Annotated in this window: 15 protein-coding genes; 13 read left to right on the top strand and 2 right to left on the bottom strand. The window is 57.7% G+C overall.

Features of this window, described 5'->3' with window-relative positions:
• Nucleotides 1-66: 66 nt before the first annotated feature.
• The 4 genes from HBN54_RS08600 to HBN54_RS08585 all read left to right on the top strand — a co-directional run bounded on the left by HBN54_RS08600 (nt 67) and on the right by HBN54_RS08585 (nt 5,109).
• Entirely contained in the window at nt 67-3,486 is a 3,420-nt protein-coding gene (locus tag HBN54_RS08600) for a methylmalonyl-CoA mutase family protein (RefSeq protein WP_168672793.1), read from the top strand.
• An 84-nt stretch (nt 3,487-3,570) separates the two neighbouring features.
• Entirely contained in the window at nt 3,571-4,569 is a 999-nt protein-coding gene (locus tag HBN54_RS08595) for a hypothetical protein (RefSeq protein WP_168672792.1), read from the top strand.
• A gap of 37 nt (nt 4,570-4,606) precedes the next feature.
• Nucleotides 4,607-4,924, top strand: coding sequence for a hypothetical protein (locus HBN54_RS23215; RefSeq protein WP_210427986.1), 318 nt, complete (start codon nt 4,607-4,609; stop codon nt 4,922-4,924).
• Nucleotides 4,924-5,109, top strand: coding sequence for a hypothetical protein (locus tag HBN54_RS08585; RefSeq protein WP_168672791.1), 186 nt, complete (start codon nt 4,924-4,926; stop codon nt 5,107-5,109). The genes HBN54_RS23215 and HBN54_RS08585 overlap by 1 nt, the downstream gene beginning before the upstream one ends.
• Nucleotides 5,110-5,554: 445 nt before the next feature.
• On the opposite strand, the gene HBN54_RS08580 is transcribed toward HBN54_RS08585, so the two are convergent.
• Nucleotides 5,555-6,190, bottom strand: coding sequence for a hypothetical protein (locus tag HBN54_RS08580; protein ID WP_168672790.1), 636 nt, complete (start codon nt 6,188-6,190; stop codon nt 5,555-5,557).
• Between the two features lie 321 nt (nt 6,191-6,511).
• On the opposite strand from HBN54_RS08580, the gene HBN54_RS08575 reads away from it, so the two are divergent.
• Entirely contained in the window at nt 6,512-7,102 is a 591-nt protein-coding gene (locus HBN54_RS08575) for a histidine phosphatase family protein (RefSeq protein WP_168672789.1), read from the top strand.
• Nucleotides 7,103-7,207: 105 nt separating this feature from the next.
• On the top strand, nt 7,208-7,996 hold the full coding sequence (locus HBN54_RS08570; protein ID WP_168672788.1) for an SDR family NAD(P)-dependent oxidoreductase: 789 nt from the start codon (nt 7,208-7,210) through the stop codon (nt 7,994-7,996).
• 292 nt (nt 7,997-8,288) lie between these two features.
• Here the strand turns inward: HBN54_RS08570 and HBN54_RS08565 are convergent, their stop codons facing one another.
• A complete protein-coding gene (locus tag HBN54_RS08565; RefSeq protein ID WP_168672787.1) occupies nt 8,289-8,903 on the bottom strand; it encodes a DUF4136 domain-containing protein in 615 nt (204 codons plus the stop codon).
• 384 nt (nt 8,904-9,287) lie between these two features.
• Here HBN54_RS08565 and HBN54_RS08560 point away from each other — a divergent pair, with 384 nt between their 5' ends.
• The 7 genes from HBN54_RS08560 to HBN54_RS08535 all read left to right on the top strand — a co-directional run bounded on the left by HBN54_RS08560 (nt 9,288) and on the right by HBN54_RS08535 (nt 15,355).
• Nucleotides 9,288-10,160: an aldo/keto reductase gene (locus tag HBN54_RS08560; protein ID WP_168672786.1), complete on the top strand. Its 873-nt coding sequence runs from the start codon at nt 9,288-9,290 to the stop codon at nt 10,158-10,160.
• Between the two features lie 42 nt (nt 10,161-10,202).
• Nucleotides 10,203-11,225: an OmpA family protein gene (locus HBN54_RS08555; protein ID WP_168672785.1), complete on the top strand. Its 1,023-nt coding sequence runs from the start codon at nt 10,203-10,205 to the stop codon at nt 11,223-11,225.
• Nucleotides 11,226-11,315: 90 nt separating this feature from the next.
• Nucleotides 11,316-12,389, top strand: coding sequence for an OmpA family protein (locus HBN54_RS08550; protein ID WP_168672784.1), 1,074 nt, complete (start codon nt 11,316-11,318; stop codon nt 12,387-12,389).
• Between the two features lie 109 nt (nt 12,390-12,498).
• The gene (locus HBN54_RS23815; RefSeq protein ID WP_168672783.1) at nt 12,499-13,521 is read left to right on the top strand and encodes an OmpA family protein; all 1,023 of its coding nucleotides are present in this window, start codon (nt 12,499-12,501) and stop codon (nt 13,519-13,521) included.
• Between the two features lie 112 nt (nt 13,522-13,633).
• On the top strand, nt 13,634-14,209 hold the full coding sequence (locus HBN54_RS08540) for a pseudouridine synthase (protein WP_168672782.1): 576 nt from the start codon (nt 13,634-13,636) through the stop codon (nt 14,207-14,209).
• Between the two features lie 147 nt (nt 14,210-14,356).
• Nucleotides 14,357-14,491: a hypothetical protein gene (locus HBN54_RS23810; RefSeq protein WP_262888265.1), complete on the top strand. Its 135-nt coding sequence runs from the start codon at nt 14,357-14,359 to the stop codon at nt 14,489-14,491.
• 231 nt (nt 14,492-14,722) lie between these two features.
• A complete protein-coding gene (locus HBN54_RS08535; protein ID WP_168672781.1) occupies nt 14,723-15,355 on the top strand; it encodes an FKBP-type peptidyl-prolyl cis-trans isomerase in 633 nt (210 codons plus the stop codon).
• The last annotated feature ends 78 nt before the right edge of the window (nt 15,356-15,433 follow it).

The following is a 15,433-nucleotide window of genomic DNA, read 5'->3' as shown; positions in this document are numbered from 1 at the left end:
TTTTCCGTACCTTCGTGCACGTTTTTCACGCTTTCTAACGGCGGGCTGAAGCCCGCCCTACTTTATATGCACCCCGCTCCCACCGCGCCTTATAAACCGAAGAACCACGTTCGCATCGTCACCGCCGCCGCTTTGTTCGACGGCCACGACGCCGCTATCAACATCATGCGCCGCATCATTCAGAGCAGCGGCGCGGAGGTAATCCACCTCGGGCACAACCGCTCGGCGCAGGAAATCGTGGATTGCGCCATTCAGGAAGATGCCCAGGCCATTGCCATCACCAGCTACCAGGGCGGGCACAACGAGTATTTCAAGTACATTTTTGACCTGCTGAAGGAGCGCGGTGCGGGCCACATCAAAATCTTCGGCGGCGGCGGCGGCGTGATTCTGCCCACGGAAATCGCGGACTTGCAGGGCTACGGCATCACCCGCATCTACTCGCCCGATGATGGCCGCGCCATGGGTCTGCAGGGCATGATTAACGACCTGCTGGAAAAGGCCGACTTTCCCACTGGCCAGAATCTAAACGGCGAGGCGGGCCACGTTAAAGAGAAAGACGCCCGCAGCATTGGCCGTCTGATTTCGGCGGCCGAGAACTTCCCCGAGGAGTTTGAGCGGGTAAAGTCGCAGTTGGTTTCCGATTTTCAGTTGGAAGAGAAAAGTCAGAACCAGGCACTAAGCACCAGGCACCAGGCACCAATTCTCGGTATCACCGGCACGGGCGGCGCGGGCAAGTCGTCGCTGGTAGATGAGCTGGTACGGCGCTTCCTGATGGACTTCCCGGACAAGACCATCGCCATTATCTCCGTGGACCCCAGCAAGCGCAAGACCGGCGGCGCGCTGCTCGGCGACCGCATTCGGATGAATGCCATCAACTCGCCGCGGGTGTACATGCGCAGCCTGGCCACGCGCCAGAGCAACCTGGCCCTCAGCAAGTACGTGCAGGATGCGGTGGACGTGGTGAAAGCCGCCAACTACGACCTTATTATCCTCGAAACTTCCGGCATCGGCCAGTCCGACACCGAAATCATCGAACACTCCGACGCCAGCCTGTACGTGATGACGCCCGAGTACGGCGCGGCCACGCAGCTGGAGAAAATCGACATGCTCGATTTCGCCGATGTGATTGCGCTCAATAAGTTCGACAAGCGCGGGGCGCTGGACGCGCTGCGCGACGTGCGCAAGCAGTACCAGCGCAACCACGGCCTGTGGGACACCCCTACCGACCAGATGCCGGTGTTCGGCACCATTGCCTCGCAGTTCAACGACCCGGGCATGAACCGCCTGTACCGGGCGGTGCTGAAGATGCTGGAAACCAAAACTGGGGCCATTTTCGCCTCGCACCTGGAAACCAGCACCTCAGATTCGGAGAAGATTTACATCATCCCGCCGCACCGCACGCGCTACCTCTCGGAGATTGCTGAGAGCAACCGAGCCTACGACCAGCGCGTGCGCGAGCAGGCCAACATTGCGGAAGTAGCCGGCGCGTTTGCCAAGCTGGAAGAGCACTACGGCGCCGACAAAGCCAGCCCGGCCGGCACCGTGGAGGAGTTCAGCAAGAACAAGCAAACCCAGCTCCGCCGCCTCGATGCCGACAGCCAGGCCATTCTGGAAAACTGGGAAAGCACCCTGCAGAACTACCGCGACCCGGAGTACGTGTACTCGGTGCGGGGCAAGGAAATTCGGGTGCAGACGCACACCAAATCCTTGTCGGGCAATATGATTCCGAAGGTATCGGTGCCGCGCTACACCGGCTGGGGCGACCGGCTGCGCTGGGCCATGCAGGAGAACTTCCCCGGCGAATTTCCCTACACGGCCGGCGTGTTCCCCTTCAAGCGCGAAGGCGAAGACCCCACCCGCATGTTTGCCGGCGAGGGCGGACCGGAGCGCACCAACCGCCGCTTCCACTACGTGAGCATGGGCCTGCCGGCCAAGCGCCTGAGCACGGCCTTCGACTCGGTGACGCTGTACGGCGAGGACCCCGACCACCGGCCCGACATCTATGGCAAGATTGGCAACGCGGGCGTGAGCATCGCCTGCCTCGACGATGCCAAGAAGCTCTACTCGGGCTTCAACCTGGCCAACCCCAGCACGTCGGTTTCGATGACCATCAACGGCCCGGCGGCCACGCTGGCGGCGTTTTTCATGAACGCGGCCATCGACCAGCAGTGCGAGTTCTACATTCAGGAAAACGGCCTGGAAGCCGAAACGGACGCTAAAATCGACGCGATTTACGCGGCGCTGGGCCAGGCCCGCCCCCGCTACCAGGGCGAATTGCCGGCCGGCAACAACGGCCTGGGCCTGCGCCTGCTCGGCGTGACCGGCGACCAGGTGCTGCCCGCCGATGTGTACGCCACCATCAAAGCCCGCACCCTGACGCAGGTGCGCGGCACCGTGCAGGCCGACATTCTGAAGGAAGACCAGGCCCAGAACACCTGCATTTTCAGCACCGAATTCGCGCTGCGCCTCATGGGCGACGTGCAGCAATACTTCATCACGGAGAAGGTGCGGAATTTCTATTCCGTGTCCATTTCGGGCTACCACATTGCCGAGGCCGGGGCCAACCCCATTACGCAGCTGGCGCTGACGCTGAGCAACGGCTTCACGTTCGTAGAATATTACGTGAGCCGGGGCATGAGCGTGAACGACTTCGCGCCCAACCTGAGCTTCTTCTTCTCCAACGGCATCGACCCGGAGTACGCCGTGATTGGGCGGGTGGCGCGCCGCATCTGGGCCAAGGCCATGAAGCTGAAGTACGGCGCCGACGCCCGCAGCCAGATGCTGAAGTACCATATCCAGACTTCGGGCCGCAGCCTGCACGCCCAGGAAATCGACTTCAACGACATCCGCACCACGCTGCAGGCGCTGTACGCCATCTACGACAACTGCAACTCGCTGCACACCAACGCCTACGACGAGGCCATCACCACGCCCACCGAGGAATCGGTGCGCCGGGCCATGGCCATTCAGCTCATCATCAACCGCGAGCTGGGGCTGGCCAAAAACGAAAACCCGCTGCAAGGCTCCTTCATCATCGAGGAGCTGACCGAGCTGGTGGAAGAGGCGGTGCTGCTCGAATTTGACCGCATCACGGAGCGCGGCGGCGTGCTCGGGGCCATGGAAACCATGTACCAGCGCGGCAAAATCCAGGAGGAAAGCATGCACTACGAGATGCTGAAGCACACGGGCGAGTACCCCATCATCGGGGTGAACACCTTCCTCTCGTCGAAGGGCTCGCCCACGGTGGTGCCGGCCGAAGTCATCCGCGCCACGGAGGAGGAAAAGCAGTACCAAATCGACATGCTCCAGCTGCTGCACCAGCGCAACGCCGACCAGGCCCCGGCGCGTCTCCAGCAGCTCCAGCAAATAGCCGTTGCCAACGGCAACCTCTTCGCCGAGCTGATGGAAACGGTGAAATACTGCTCGCTGGGGCAGATTACCAATGCGCTGTTTGAGGTCGGCGGGCAGTACCGGCGGAATATGTAGCGGGGCTCTTAGATACAAATCAAGAAAGGGGGCTACCTCGTCAAGGCAGTTCCCTTTCTTTTACCCGGAAAAAATAGTAGATATATGGAATTTAATGGCATCATCAAAAGGCTTGAATCATTTGGGGAAACCATCAACCGAGCAGTTATTGGCGCGGCCATATTTGAGGGAATCATTGTTACACTTATTGGCATAGTGTCAAATAATCTAAGCACTGAGAATGAAACACTCAATAGACTCTCGCTTTACGCTGTAATATTTCTAGGAATCACCTACTTATTGATATTATTTTTTAAAACCGCTTACACAGCTAACTATCCTGGTTCAATAACTAACGAGCTGAAATCGGAGCGAGAACTTCAAGAATTGAGAAGTGAAGCGGAGAGAAAAAACACTATTAATGATTTTCTCGTGCAGACGATGCAACGTCTTAATGGCCAAACTTGCTCTTTAAATATTGGCGATGATACCCATCTTTGTGATGGAGGAATTTCAAAAGGTGTACGCGAGCTTATAGAACCAGTAATAGACAATACGTTCTTTCTACTAAACACTATCAACACCAAATTTACTATTGGATTGTATCTGAATGGCTACAGTTCAATGGACACCCCTAACCATTGGGAAAGCGGCTTGATTACTATTGACGACAAACTTGATAAACGGCACTGCTTGCCTAAAGAACTATTCAATATTACTGGTGTAAATGGAGAGGCACTAGAAATCCAAACAGCCATTAGACAATCATTCAACAACCAACAGTTTGTCTTTAAGAATTATGAGACTAACGGAGAATCATTCTCGATAATTTGTTCAAATATGCCTGTTGCTTGCAATGAAAATGATGGTTTAGGAGTATTATTCATCATCAGTAAAAATGTAAGTAGTTTACCATCGGATTTATCTACTCACTTAAAGATATTTGGTAGAGTTATCGCGAATTGGGTTTATCGTTATAATGAGTGTGTTAGCAATCGACTAACAGCTAGGCAAGAGCGCAGTGTATTCAATTCCATCTCGCTTCCAACTCCACCCGAAGCATTAGCTCCTGGAGCACGCAGAGGTAGTCGCCCACCATTATAACAAGATTTCCTTCCCCAAACACCCTGCCTTCCCCACCTTGGGAGGGCGGGGTGTGGTGCGTAAAGGGGCCCCGCCCACGCGGGCCCGCCGGGCCCGCCGGGCCCGCCGGGCGCGGCGGCGCGACGCGGCCCGCTTCGGCAGCGGCTGGGGTAGCGGCTGGGGTAGCGGCTGGGGTAGCGGCTGGGGTAGCGGCTGGGGCAGCGGCTGGGGCAGCGGCTGGGGCAGCGGCTGGGGCAGCGGCTGGGGTAGCGGCTGGGGCAGCGGCTGGGGTAGCGGCTGGGGTAGCGGCTGGGGTAGCGGCGCAACTTTCGCACCTGCCTCCGGTTTGCACCCTGAAACTCTTCCCACTGCTTGATGGCCCGGTGCAACTCCCCCAACGATATTAAGCAGCTCGCCGACCTGAACCAGTTGAGCGAGATTGTCGTGGATAAGCGGCTGGGCAAGCGCGCCGAAGCCAAGAAAAGCCGCCGCAACCGGCACTACGAAAAGCAGTTTATCAAGAATGCGCTGCAGGCCGGCTTAGCGGGCGACGAAGCCTGAGCGGCCAGTGCGTTGGGCCTGCTGGGCGACACGGCCCGCTTCGGCAGCGGCTTTGGGGCAGCAGATACTATGCTGCTACATTGGCCGGCCCTTGATGCACCACCCGCGCATGGCGGGGCAGCGGCGCGGTGGCTACGGCCAACTCATAAGGCCGGTTGAACGCTTCCTGTGATACCTGGAAGTACCCCAACTGGCGCGAGTTTAGGCGCAGCCGTAACTCGTGACCAACATTGAAGTGGAGATTGTACCTCCACTGCCGCAACGCGGCAAGCTCGCCTGAGGTCAATTGCCGGGCAAATGCAAGTCGTTCTGATGCGAGGCACAGCCTCGCCCGAATGATGGGCACGAGTTACGGCGAGATATTTAATTTCATAAAACAAAAAAGCGCGCTACTTTGTAAGTAGCGCGCTTTTTTGTTTTATGAAACTTGCAACAACTTTAAAGGTTATTTAACTACTAATGGAGGCTTATCATAGAATTTTTCGAAAGCAAATTTATCTGAAGCGTAAAGGCTTTCAATATCAGTAGCACTGCATATGATATGATAGTAGCCTTTAGATGCAACAGTATTGAGTGGCAATTTCAATCTATAAGACTTGAGATTAGAAGCATGAACGAAATCAACCATTTGACAATAAGAGCAATTATCTATTTGAACAACATGAATGATATTATCTTTTAACTCGGTAAAAACTCTTGGCATTCCAGAGTCCTGGAGAACTGTTTGAAAGGCAATCACATCCCTTTTTAACAACCACTGCTTCCTTTCAAGCCGTCCATATGTGCCTACTGATAGATTTTTTACTGAACTAGGCTCAAAATTCATGACACTCTTATATCCATCCCTATTTACAACGATAGTCCCAGAGGGTTTAATCCCCCAAACTCTTCCTTCTGCTGTACCTGTATTTCCTTCATACGTAACTAGTACTCTCGACCCGAAGCTAATAGGTTCATCTGCCTCAAGTCCTAACTTGCTCAAGCTGCTAGCAATAAGCTCAAGGGCCATCTGTGTTTCAACTAACTTATTAGCTAAGTCAGTTCTAAAATTCAATTGCAGTGCAGGCAGTGATATTTCCATGTTTCGAATTTACTATACAAGCCCCAAACTGGCGAGAGTTTAGGCGCAGCCGTAACTCGTGACCAACATTGATGTGGAGGCTGTGCCTCCACTGCCGCAACGCGGCAAGCTCGCCTGAGGCCAATTGCCGGGCAAATGCAAGTCGTTCTGCTGCGAGGCACAGCCTCGCCCAAAGCGTAGGCACGAGTTACGGCTACGCCTAAACTCGCGCCAGCTCAGTCTAATTTGATTGCATTAACATACTAAAAAGTGGGTGAACAATGCTCATTTGTAACTCTGCGCCTACTGGGCTAGTATGCCGCATTTACACTGCTTCGACTCATGATTACCCATTTCACCGAACTAGACAGAACCAAGCTTTTTCTGCTGTACCACCTCAACCCGGTGCATCCCAAAGCCCCGCCGGTTCCCAAAGGGCCCTTGCTCCAGATTGTCATCATCCGGCACGGCGAAAAGCCTACGGAGGGCGACAATCTTTCGGCCGCCGGCTTCGAGCGGGCGCTGGCCCTGCCCGAAGTGCTCAACAGCCTGCTGCCCCGGCCACCCCATTTCACCTACGTGCCGTGCATCGGCACCGATAAGGAGGAAACCACCCGCGTGCGGATGATGCAAACCGTGCTGCCCTACGCCGTGCAGCACAACCTGACCATCAACAGCGACTACGCCCCCGACGAAATCAAGGGCCTCGTGAAGGAGCTTCGGCACCACCGAGGGACGGTGCTGCTGGTGTGGGAGCATCACAACATTGTGAAAATCGCTGAAGCCTTGGGTATTATAGAGCCCCTGGAATGGCCCGACAATGACTATGACAGCATCTGGACCATCACGTTCAAGAAAGGCCGGGCTAAAGGCAAAGCCAAACTACCGGTGCTCATCAAGGCCCGGCAAGGCATTTATCCGGCGGCTGTTTAAATCAGACTCGGTAGCCTGACTTTACGACTCTCCCCCAACCTTTCGGGGGCCGCACTGGTAAAACCAACCCGGCTGCACGCTCACCAATCCGTCAGCCGGAGTCCGATGGAATTAGCCAACAAGAAAGTATTTATCACGGGCGGCAGCGCCGGCATTGGCAAAGCGTTGCTGGCCGAATTTATCCGGCTCGGCGTGCGCGATTTTGCCGTGATGGGCCGTAAGCAGGCCGCCCTTGATGCCCTGAAGCAGGAATTCCCCGAGGCCCGGCTGCTGCTCATTGCCGGCGATGTGGGCCAGCCCGCCGACCTCGACCGCGCCGTGGCCACCATCACCCGCGAGTGGGGCGGGCTTGATATCCTGGTGAACAACGCCGGGGTGGTGAGCGCCGGCCTGCTCGCCGACCAGTCCGACGACGACATCATCAGCCAGATAAATATCAACCTGACCGGCCTTATCCTGCTCACCAAGAAAGCCCTGCCCCTGCTGCTGCAAAGCCCCGACGCGGCGCTGATGAATATTTCTTCGGGCTACGGCTACCTGGCCATGCCCTTCTACAGCGTGTATGCCGCCACCAAGGCCGCCATCCGCCAGTTTTCCGATGCCATGCGCCGGGAGCTCTACCAGCACCCGCTGCACGTGATGACGGTGTACCCCTCCGCCACCGATACCGACATGATGAAAACTGCCGTGGTGAAGGGAATGGATTCGGCCGAGGACGTAGCCAAAGCCGCCATTGAGGGCCTGCTGGCCGGCGAAATCAACGTCATCATGGGTGGGGCCGAGCGCGAGGCCCAAATCAAAACCAATTTCCTGGAGCCGCACAAAATCGACGCCGTAGCTGCCGCCAACTACGAAGCCCTGCGCGCACGCACGGCCAGGCACCGCTCCATGTAGCCCGCAGGGCCACAAAGGCTGCAGCTAGAGCAGTTTTCGGGTTTAGGTACCGCTTATGAGGCCAGCCGGCGGTAGCGCGAACTTTGTAGTTCGCGTCCCCGCGCCGTTAGTGAATCGTTGATACGGCGCGGGGACGCGAACTACACAGTTCGCACTACGTGTACACGAATCTGAAAACCGCTCCAGGAAAATTTCAGCGGCCATGTACCTGTGGTGATTTTGAACCACTGCTAAATAAAAAACCGCCGGCTGTGCAGCCGGCGGTTTTTTATTTAGCCCACGTTGAACACTACTACAGCTTATCGGCCCGGTGGTCGTAAGTCTGAAAAATCTGGCCTATGGCGACGTATACTTTGTCTTTGTTTTTATCGAATACGTTGCCATCGGTGAGCCCCGAAGCGTAGCCTTGCCACACCTGTACTCCCTTTTGCCGGTCGGCCATCTGCACCAGAATGCTGCCCCGGTCGAGCTTCACTTTATTCCGGTTGTTGTAGGCATATCGTTCGTTATCCGACCAATAGCCAGCGCCCAGGTTGTCGTTGCTCGCGAGTTCGACGGGTTGGTCGAAGGTGCGGAAATTCACCACCAGGTCACCGTTATCGGGCTGGTAGGTGTAGCCTTTGGCTGCCATCTCATGCTCGACGGCGTCGCGTATCTGGCCCTTAAATATGAGGTCATTCAGGAAAAAGACGCTATTCTGAGGGTCGGTTATCTGCGAGGACCACGAGTAGGATTTATACTTGCTGAAATCGGGCTGGTCGGTTGCAGTGCTGATGTAGCCCGCATTGGTGGCCGCCGGATTGGTTCCGCGCTGGTCGCTCCCGACCGTAACGCCGGATTCGTTGGCGCAGCCCGTGGCGGCCAGCGTGAGCGAGGCTAAAAGCAGGAAAGAATGGATGGTTTTCATGGCGATGGAATAGGTTAGAAAAGCTGACTTAACCCGCAAACTACTGGCTGGGTCGTTCAAATTAGTACGCCGGTTATCTTGGATAGTTTATAAATTTATTTTCATTTATTCAATAAGCTCAACTATTCACCCTCAGCTATTTGGGTATTTTCAGAAGCCGTATTACCGCTCAGCCGTTTATGACAGAACACACTTTTAGATTATTTTAAGCCTATTCTTCAGCTTATCTTTTTCGCTTTTTTTTTCCAAAGCGCTACTCCTGAAATGGCTGTTTGGCGCGGCTAGGCAATGCGGTTTCGGCCCAAGGCATGCCCGGAAATTCGGCACGTTTAAACATCTCGGGTTTCAAACCGTCTTTTGCGTAGTCAACGCCATTTCCTTATTATGTCCACCATCACCATTGCCCGACATTCTGCCCGGCCCCTCACGGTTTCGCGCCTCGGCTACGGCACCATGCGCCTCACCGGCCCCGAAATATGGGGCGAGCCCGCCGACCGCCCGCAGGCGCTGGCCATCCTCAAAAAAGCCGTGGCCTCGGGCGTGAACTTCCTCGATACCGCCGACTACTACGGCGAGGACGTAACCAACCGCCTCATTGCCGAAGCCCTGCACCCCTACCCGGCCGACCTGGTTATCTGCACCAAAGTAGGCGCCACCCGCCGGCCCGACAAAAGCTGGGTGCCCTTCAACACCCCCGAAAACCTGCGCACCGCCATCGACAACAACCTGCGCACCCTAAAGCAGGAGCAGATTCAGCTGGTGCACCTGCGGCTGATGGGCCACGGCGCGGTACCACTCGATGAGCAGCTCGGGGCCATGTTTGAGATGCAGCGCGAGGGCAAAATCCTGCACGTAGGCCTGAGCAACGTGACCCGCGAGGAGCTGGAAGCCGGCCTGAAAATCGGCGAGATTGCCACCGTCGAAAACATGTACAGCTATGCCCAGCGCACCACTGTGGTGCTCCCCTACGGCACCAACCCCGGCGGCGAAGAAGTGCTGGACCTGTGCGAGCAGCACGGCATTCCGCTCATCCCCTTCTTCTCGCTGGTGCATGGCCTGCCCAACGCGGGCCATAAGCTAACCGAGCTGGCCCGCCGGCGCGGCATATCGGAAGCCCAGCTCAACATTGCCTGGCTGCTGCACAAGTCGCCCTGGATTCTGCCCATTCCGGGCACGTCGTCGCTGGCGCACCTCGAGGAAAACCTGAAAGCCGCCGATATTGAGTTGAGCGCCGAGGAAATGGCCTACTTGGGGTAGTAGTTTGTTTCGTTTCCTTCGTCCCGACCTTAATTTGGGGGAATGAAACGTTGGTTCACTCTACTTTTTCTACTTCTTGCTTTTGCAGCCCCCTGCCTCGCTCAGGACTTATCCGGTATTTGGCAAGGCGCTGCTATTAACCTGCCCAGGCGGGTCGTAAGCCCGATAGATATGCAGATTTACAAGCAAAGTGCCGCCCCACTTTCGGGATGTTTCTATCAGGAATTTGAATACGGAAAGTATTGTGTTATCTACCAGCTAACGGGCACGCTGTCAGCTAAAACGCTGGTTATTGCATTCGATAGCATTTTACAAGAACGTCGCCCTTACAACCCAAACTTCAGTTGGGACGCCGCACCCATTACGTTTTCTTATGATGAACGGCAGGAAATGCTTGTTGGAAAAAACTCTCCAGGGAGGTATACCCGGAGTATGGACTACACCTTCACCTTTTTTCGGATAAAGCTGAAATCGAGTTTGGTTGTGCCTGCGGCAGCTACAACTACCCTGCGCGTCTCGGGGCGCGATGTGCGCTGGTTTTCGGACCCAGCACTCAAACGTCCTGTTGCTCAGGGCAACACGTTCAGCACTCGACTGCAAAAAACCACCACTTTCTATCTAACGCAGGGCTTCTATCCTTCGCGTAAAAGCACCGCCACCGCCGTAACCATTCGGGTGAGGCCCGCTTTAAAATCTGTTGCTAAGCAGCGTCTGCCTACCTCCGCACCTGCAATTGTCGTTCCGGTGCTATTGCCCACGGTCCTCTTCTTTGTGGGTACGGCCACGCTGCTGCCTACCGCCACTCCTGCTCTGGAGCAGCTCACGGCTGACCTGAAAGCCCGGCCCGCCATGCGCATTCGCATCGCCGGCCATACCGACCGGGTGGGCGAAACCGACAAAAACCAGGTGCTATCCGCGCAACGGGCGGCAGCGGTAATGGCCTTTCTTGTGAAATCGGGCATTGCTCCTGCGCGCCTGGCAGCCATTGGCTACGGCGATAGCCACCAGCGCTACCCTACCCCCGATGCTCGCAACCGGCGCGTAGAAATAGAGGTACTGCCGTAATCAGGCCACACAATTTGCTGCTTTGGCCCCATAGTTTTTTTTCCTCCTTCTGGTTAGCCATCAAACTTCTGACGAACGAATTATTACCCTATGAAACGCAGCTTTTGGTGTGGTATCGGGGCCCTGCTGCTCGCGGGCCCGGCACAGGCCCAATCCCTGACCGGCGTCTGGCAGGGGGTAGAATCGGAAACCCGCCAGCCGGATGCCTACTGGCCTTCGGTACTGCGCCTGCAGGAGAGCAAGAGTGGGAGCCTGTTTGGTGTGCTGTATGAGGAAGTGGGCACCAATCCGGGCATTTCGGTCACGTTCCGGATGGCGGGTAAGCGCACCGGCACCAGCTTCCGCTTGGAGCACGGTGAGAAGCTGAACGAAACAGGCCGCACCATGCTCAGCTACTGGTGCGACGGCTCCATCACCTTCACCTACGACCCCACCCTCGAAAAACTCACCGGCCACGCCACCTATAAGCCGCGCGGCGATTGCAGCGTGGGCACGTTCACGCTCTACCGCATCAGGTTAAAATCGGCCGCCACCGTGCCGGCCGGGGTCGAAACGAGCATCCGCGTGTCGGGCCGTAATGTACTTTGGTATGCCGATGCCGAGCTGAAGAAGCCCGTGAACTCGGGCAATACCTTCCGGACCAAACTCAATAAAACGACTACATTTTACCTCGCGCAGAGCTACTACCCCACCAGGGAGAGTACCGTGGTGCCCATCACCATTAAGGTAAGCGGTACGCCGCCCAGGGCAGCCAAGCCCCCGCTGCCCGCACCTGTCCCCGCTCCACTCCCGCCCCCCGATACCGTACGCCGCCCCTCCGCCCCGCTGGTTTCGGCCACGCCCGTTGTACTGCCCACCGTATTGTTTAAAGTGGGCAAGCCAGAGCTACTGCCCGAATCCAGCCCGGCCCTCAACCAGCTGGCCGATGAGCTAAAAGCCCGGCCCACGCTGCGCATCCGCGTGTTGGGCCACGCCGACAAGGTAGGCGAGCCCGACAAAAACCAAGTGCTGAGCGAGCAGCGCGCCGAAGCCGTGAAAACCTTCTTGGTGCAGGCCGGCATCGCGCCCGAGCGCCTCCGCACCATTGGCTACGGCGACTCGCGCCCGCTCTACCCCTCGCCCGATGCCCGCAACCGGCGGGTGGAAGTGGAGGAAGTGAGATAGCCGGGGACTTGTAGCAGCCCGGTGCAGTAGTATCGCCTCATTGGGCATGTCGCCCGAAAAACCGCGAAACGGCTGCCCAAAGCAACAGACCGGGCACTTACTTTGCCCCGTGAAAACAGTTGCGATGTATAGCTTGCTCTGGGTGCTGCTGCTGAGCGGCCGCCTTCAGGCCCAGGACTTGTCGGGCGCTTGGCAGGGCGTTGAAATCCACTTACCACTGCAAGGCTACTGGCCAGCCCTGCTTACCCTGCAAACCGATACCGGCTCAACCATGACCGGGGTGCTGTTTCAGGAAGTAGGTGACCACTCCGATGCCACCGGGACCTTTGCCATGCGCGGCACCCGCACCCCCACCGGTGTGCAGCTGGATTACACCAAAATATTGGCGGAAAACCACATGCCCGCGAGCTGGTGCCTGGGCACCATCACCTTCAGCTACGATGCGGCACAGGAGAAGCTTACCGGGCGCTCCAGGTTTAAGCCTGTTCCGGCGGGCAACTGCAGCACCAGCACATTTGAGCTGTTTCGGGTACGGCTCAAGTCTGCTGCTGCCGTTGCGCCCGGCGTGTGGAGCACCGTGCGGGTTTCGGGCCGCGAGGTCCGCTGGTTTACCGACCCTGCCCTACTGAAGCCCCTGGCTACCGGCAACAGCTACCGCGTAGCCCTTAGGCAGACGACCGTTTTCTATATTGTCCAGAACTTTTACCCGAACGCCCGCCGCCCGGTCACCCCAATTACGATAAGCGTGAAGGGGCCATTACGCCCAAAAGCCGCCGCGAAACCGCCCCGAGGGCCTGTCCATACGGCCCCGGTGGTGCTGCCCACCGTATTGTTTAAAGTGGGCACCTCCAAGCTGATGCCCACCGCCACCCCGGCCCTCAACCAGCTGGCGGCCGAGCTCAAAGCCCGCCCGGCCTTGCGCCTGCGCATTGCCGGCTATACCGATAAAGTGGGCGAGCCCGATAAAAACCAGGCGCTCTCCGAGCAGCGCGCCGAAGCCGTGAAAACCTACCTGTTAAAAGCCGGCATTGCGTCCGAGCGCCTCAGCACCATCGGCTACGGCGACTCGCGCCCGCTCTACCCTTCGCCCGATGCCCGCAACCGACGCGTAGAAGTGGCGGAGCAGCAATAAGCCCCGGCCGTTTTTCCCGCCTTTGCGTGAGTCGCCAGCCAGGCAGAAGCCCGACCTTTGCAGTGCGCGCCGCTCCCCGCCGCGTGCCAGCAATAAGTCAATTCCTCCCCGTATGGCCCATCGCCACTTTCTCATTCATAAGCCCTACGGCTGCCTCAGCCAGTTCACCAGCCAGTTTTCGGGCGAGGCGAAAAAGACCATGCTGGGCAAATTCCATGACTTTCCGGCGGGCACTATGTCCATTGGTCGGCTCGATGAGGACAGTGAGGGCCTGCTCTTGCTCACCACCGATGGCAAGGTGAGCGAAGCCATCCGGAGCCGGCACGTCGAAAAAGAATATTATGCCCAGGTTGATGGATTGATGGACGAGCCCGCCCTGGCCCGGATGCGGGCGGGAGTCGAAATTGGAGTGCACAGCGAAAAAGTTACCACCAGCCCCTGCGCCGCTCGCCGCCTCGAGCCCGCCCCCGACTTTGCCCCGCGCACCCGCAAAATCCGCGACGACCGGCACGGGCCCACTTCCTGGGTGGCGATTACGGTGCGGGAGGGCAAATTCCGCCAGGTGCGCAAAATGACGGCGGCCGTGGGTTTCCCCACCCTGCGGCTGGTGCGCGTGCGGGTGGGCGATATCTGGCTGGGCGACATGGCCCCGGGAGCCGTAGTGGAAGTGCCGGATTTCGGGTTGTAAGCAGTTGATGTGGGATGCGGGGCACGCTCCCGCACCCTACATATCACCATTATTAAATCGTTATTTTATGCTGCATGCATAACATTTATCGCGTTATGTCGTATCTTTGCACCAGCATTAACCACTAGGCCTGTGCGCACTATCGATATGAAAAAAACCGCTGCTTTCTCGTTTTCCTCGCTGCTGCTGTTGGGCGGCGTGAGCTACCTGGCTGCCAAACTGGCCGGCCTCGACCTGACGTTCTTCTTCCACGGCGACGACGACCACCAGCACTACTGCTAATCCCTATTTTATCGCTACACAGCACCCTATCCGCATTATTACCTGAAAAAGCCTGGCCATTAGCCGGGCTTTTTTGTTATGACATCGGCCAATGCGGCGGGCCCGGGCGGTTCGGCGCGGCTTTTGGAACTTTGCCCCCGCAACGGCGTAACCCGTAGCAGTTCTTTTTCACGGCGGCGGGCGGCCACGCGTGGTCGCATCCGCCGCTTCACCAATTCCCCTCCTGGTTTTATGAACCTCGATTCCCACCAAGCTCAGGTGAGCTACATCATTGGCCGCGACCTGGCCCGCAACTTTGCCCAGCAGGGCCTCGAACTGGACGTTGATACCCTGGCCGGCGCGCTGAAAGAAGGCCTGCAGGGCCTTCCCAGCCGCCTCACCCAGGAGCAGATGCAGGCCGCCATGCAGCAACTGCAGGAGCAGATGGGCGGCGCCGAACAAGACGATAATTCCCAAGACCCCGAATCCATGAACAACAACAAAGCCGAAGGCGAAGCCTTCCTCGCCGAAAACGCCAACAAAGCCGGCATCACCACCCTGCCCAGCGGCCTCCAGTACGAGGTAATCACGCAGGGCACGGGCGCCAAGCCCAGCCTGAAATCGTCGGTGACGACGCACTACCACGGCACCCTGATTAACGGCACCGTGTTCGACAGCAGCTACCAGCGCGGCCAGCCCGCCACCTTCCCCGTCAACGGCGTAATTGCCGGCTGGACAGAAGCCCTGCAGCTCATGCCCGAAGGCTCGAAGTACCGCCTCTACATCCCCTCCGACCTGGCCTACGGCAAGCGCGGCGCGGGCCGCGACATCCCCGGCGACACCGCCCTCATCTTTGATGTGGAGCTGCTGAAAGTGAACAACTGAGCGAACGTAGCGGCGGGAACATCTCCCGCCGCTACCCGCACGGCGGCCCCTGCCTGGAGCCGCCCCACCAGCACCATC

Origin of the sequence: Hymenobacter artigasi, from assembly GCF_012275535.1 — a bacterium.
Lineage (GTDB): Bacteria > Bacteroidota > Bacteroidia > Cytophagales > Hymenobacteraceae > Hymenobacter > Hymenobacter artigasi.
Note: the sequence above shows the minus strand (reverse complement) of the source record. Positions and strands in the feature narration are given on the sequence as shown.

Coding starts and splice junctions, on each gene's coding strand:
- HBN54_RS08580 (WP_168672790.1), bottom strand. CDS start 6,190: ATGGAAATATCACTGCCTGCACTGCAATTGAATTTTAGAACTGACTTA.
- HBN54_RS08560 (WP_168672786.1), top strand. CDS start 9,288: ATGTCCACCATCACCATTGCCCGACATTCTGCCCGGCCCCTCACGGTT.
- HBN54_RS23810 (WP_262888265.1), top strand. CDS start 14,357: ATGAAAAAAACCGCTGCTTTCTCGTTTTCCTCGCTGCTGCTGTTGGGC.
- HBN54_RS08600 (WP_168672793.1), top strand. CDS start 67: ATGCACCCCGCTCCCACCGCGCCTTATAAACCGAAGAACCACGTTCGC.
- HBN54_RS08540 (WP_168672782.1), top strand. CDS start 13,634: ATGGCCCATCGCCACTTTCTCATTCATAAGCCCTACGGCTGCCTCAGC.
- HBN54_RS08570 (WP_168672788.1), top strand. CDS start 7,208: ATGGAATTAGCCAACAAGAAAGTATTTATCACGGGCGGCAGCGCCGGC.
- HBN54_RS08595 (WP_168672792.1), top strand. CDS start 3,571: ATGGAATTTAATGGCATCATCAAAAGGCTTGAATCATTTGGGGAAACC.
- HBN54_RS08535 (WP_168672781.1), top strand. CDS start 14,723: ATGAACCTCGATTCCCACCAAGCTCAGGTGAGCTACATCATTGGCCGC.
- HBN54_RS08575 (WP_168672789.1), top strand. CDS start 6,512: ATGATTACCCATTTCACCGAACTAGACAGAACCAAGCTTTTTCTGCTG.
- HBN54_RS08550 (WP_168672784.1), top strand. CDS start 11,316: ATGAAACGCAGCTTTTGGTGTGGTATCGGGGCCCTGCTGCTCGCGGGC.
- HBN54_RS08585 (WP_168672791.1), top strand. CDS start 4,924: ATGGCCCGGTGCAACTCCCCCAACGATATTAAGCAGCTCGCCGACCTG.
- HBN54_RS08555 (WP_168672785.1), top strand. CDS start 10,203: ATGAAACGTTGGTTCACTCTACTTTTTCTACTTCTTGCTTTTGCAGCC.
- HBN54_RS08565 (WP_168672787.1), bottom strand. CDS start 8,903: ATGAAAACCATCCATTCTTTCCTGCTTTTAGCCTCGCTCACGCTGGCC.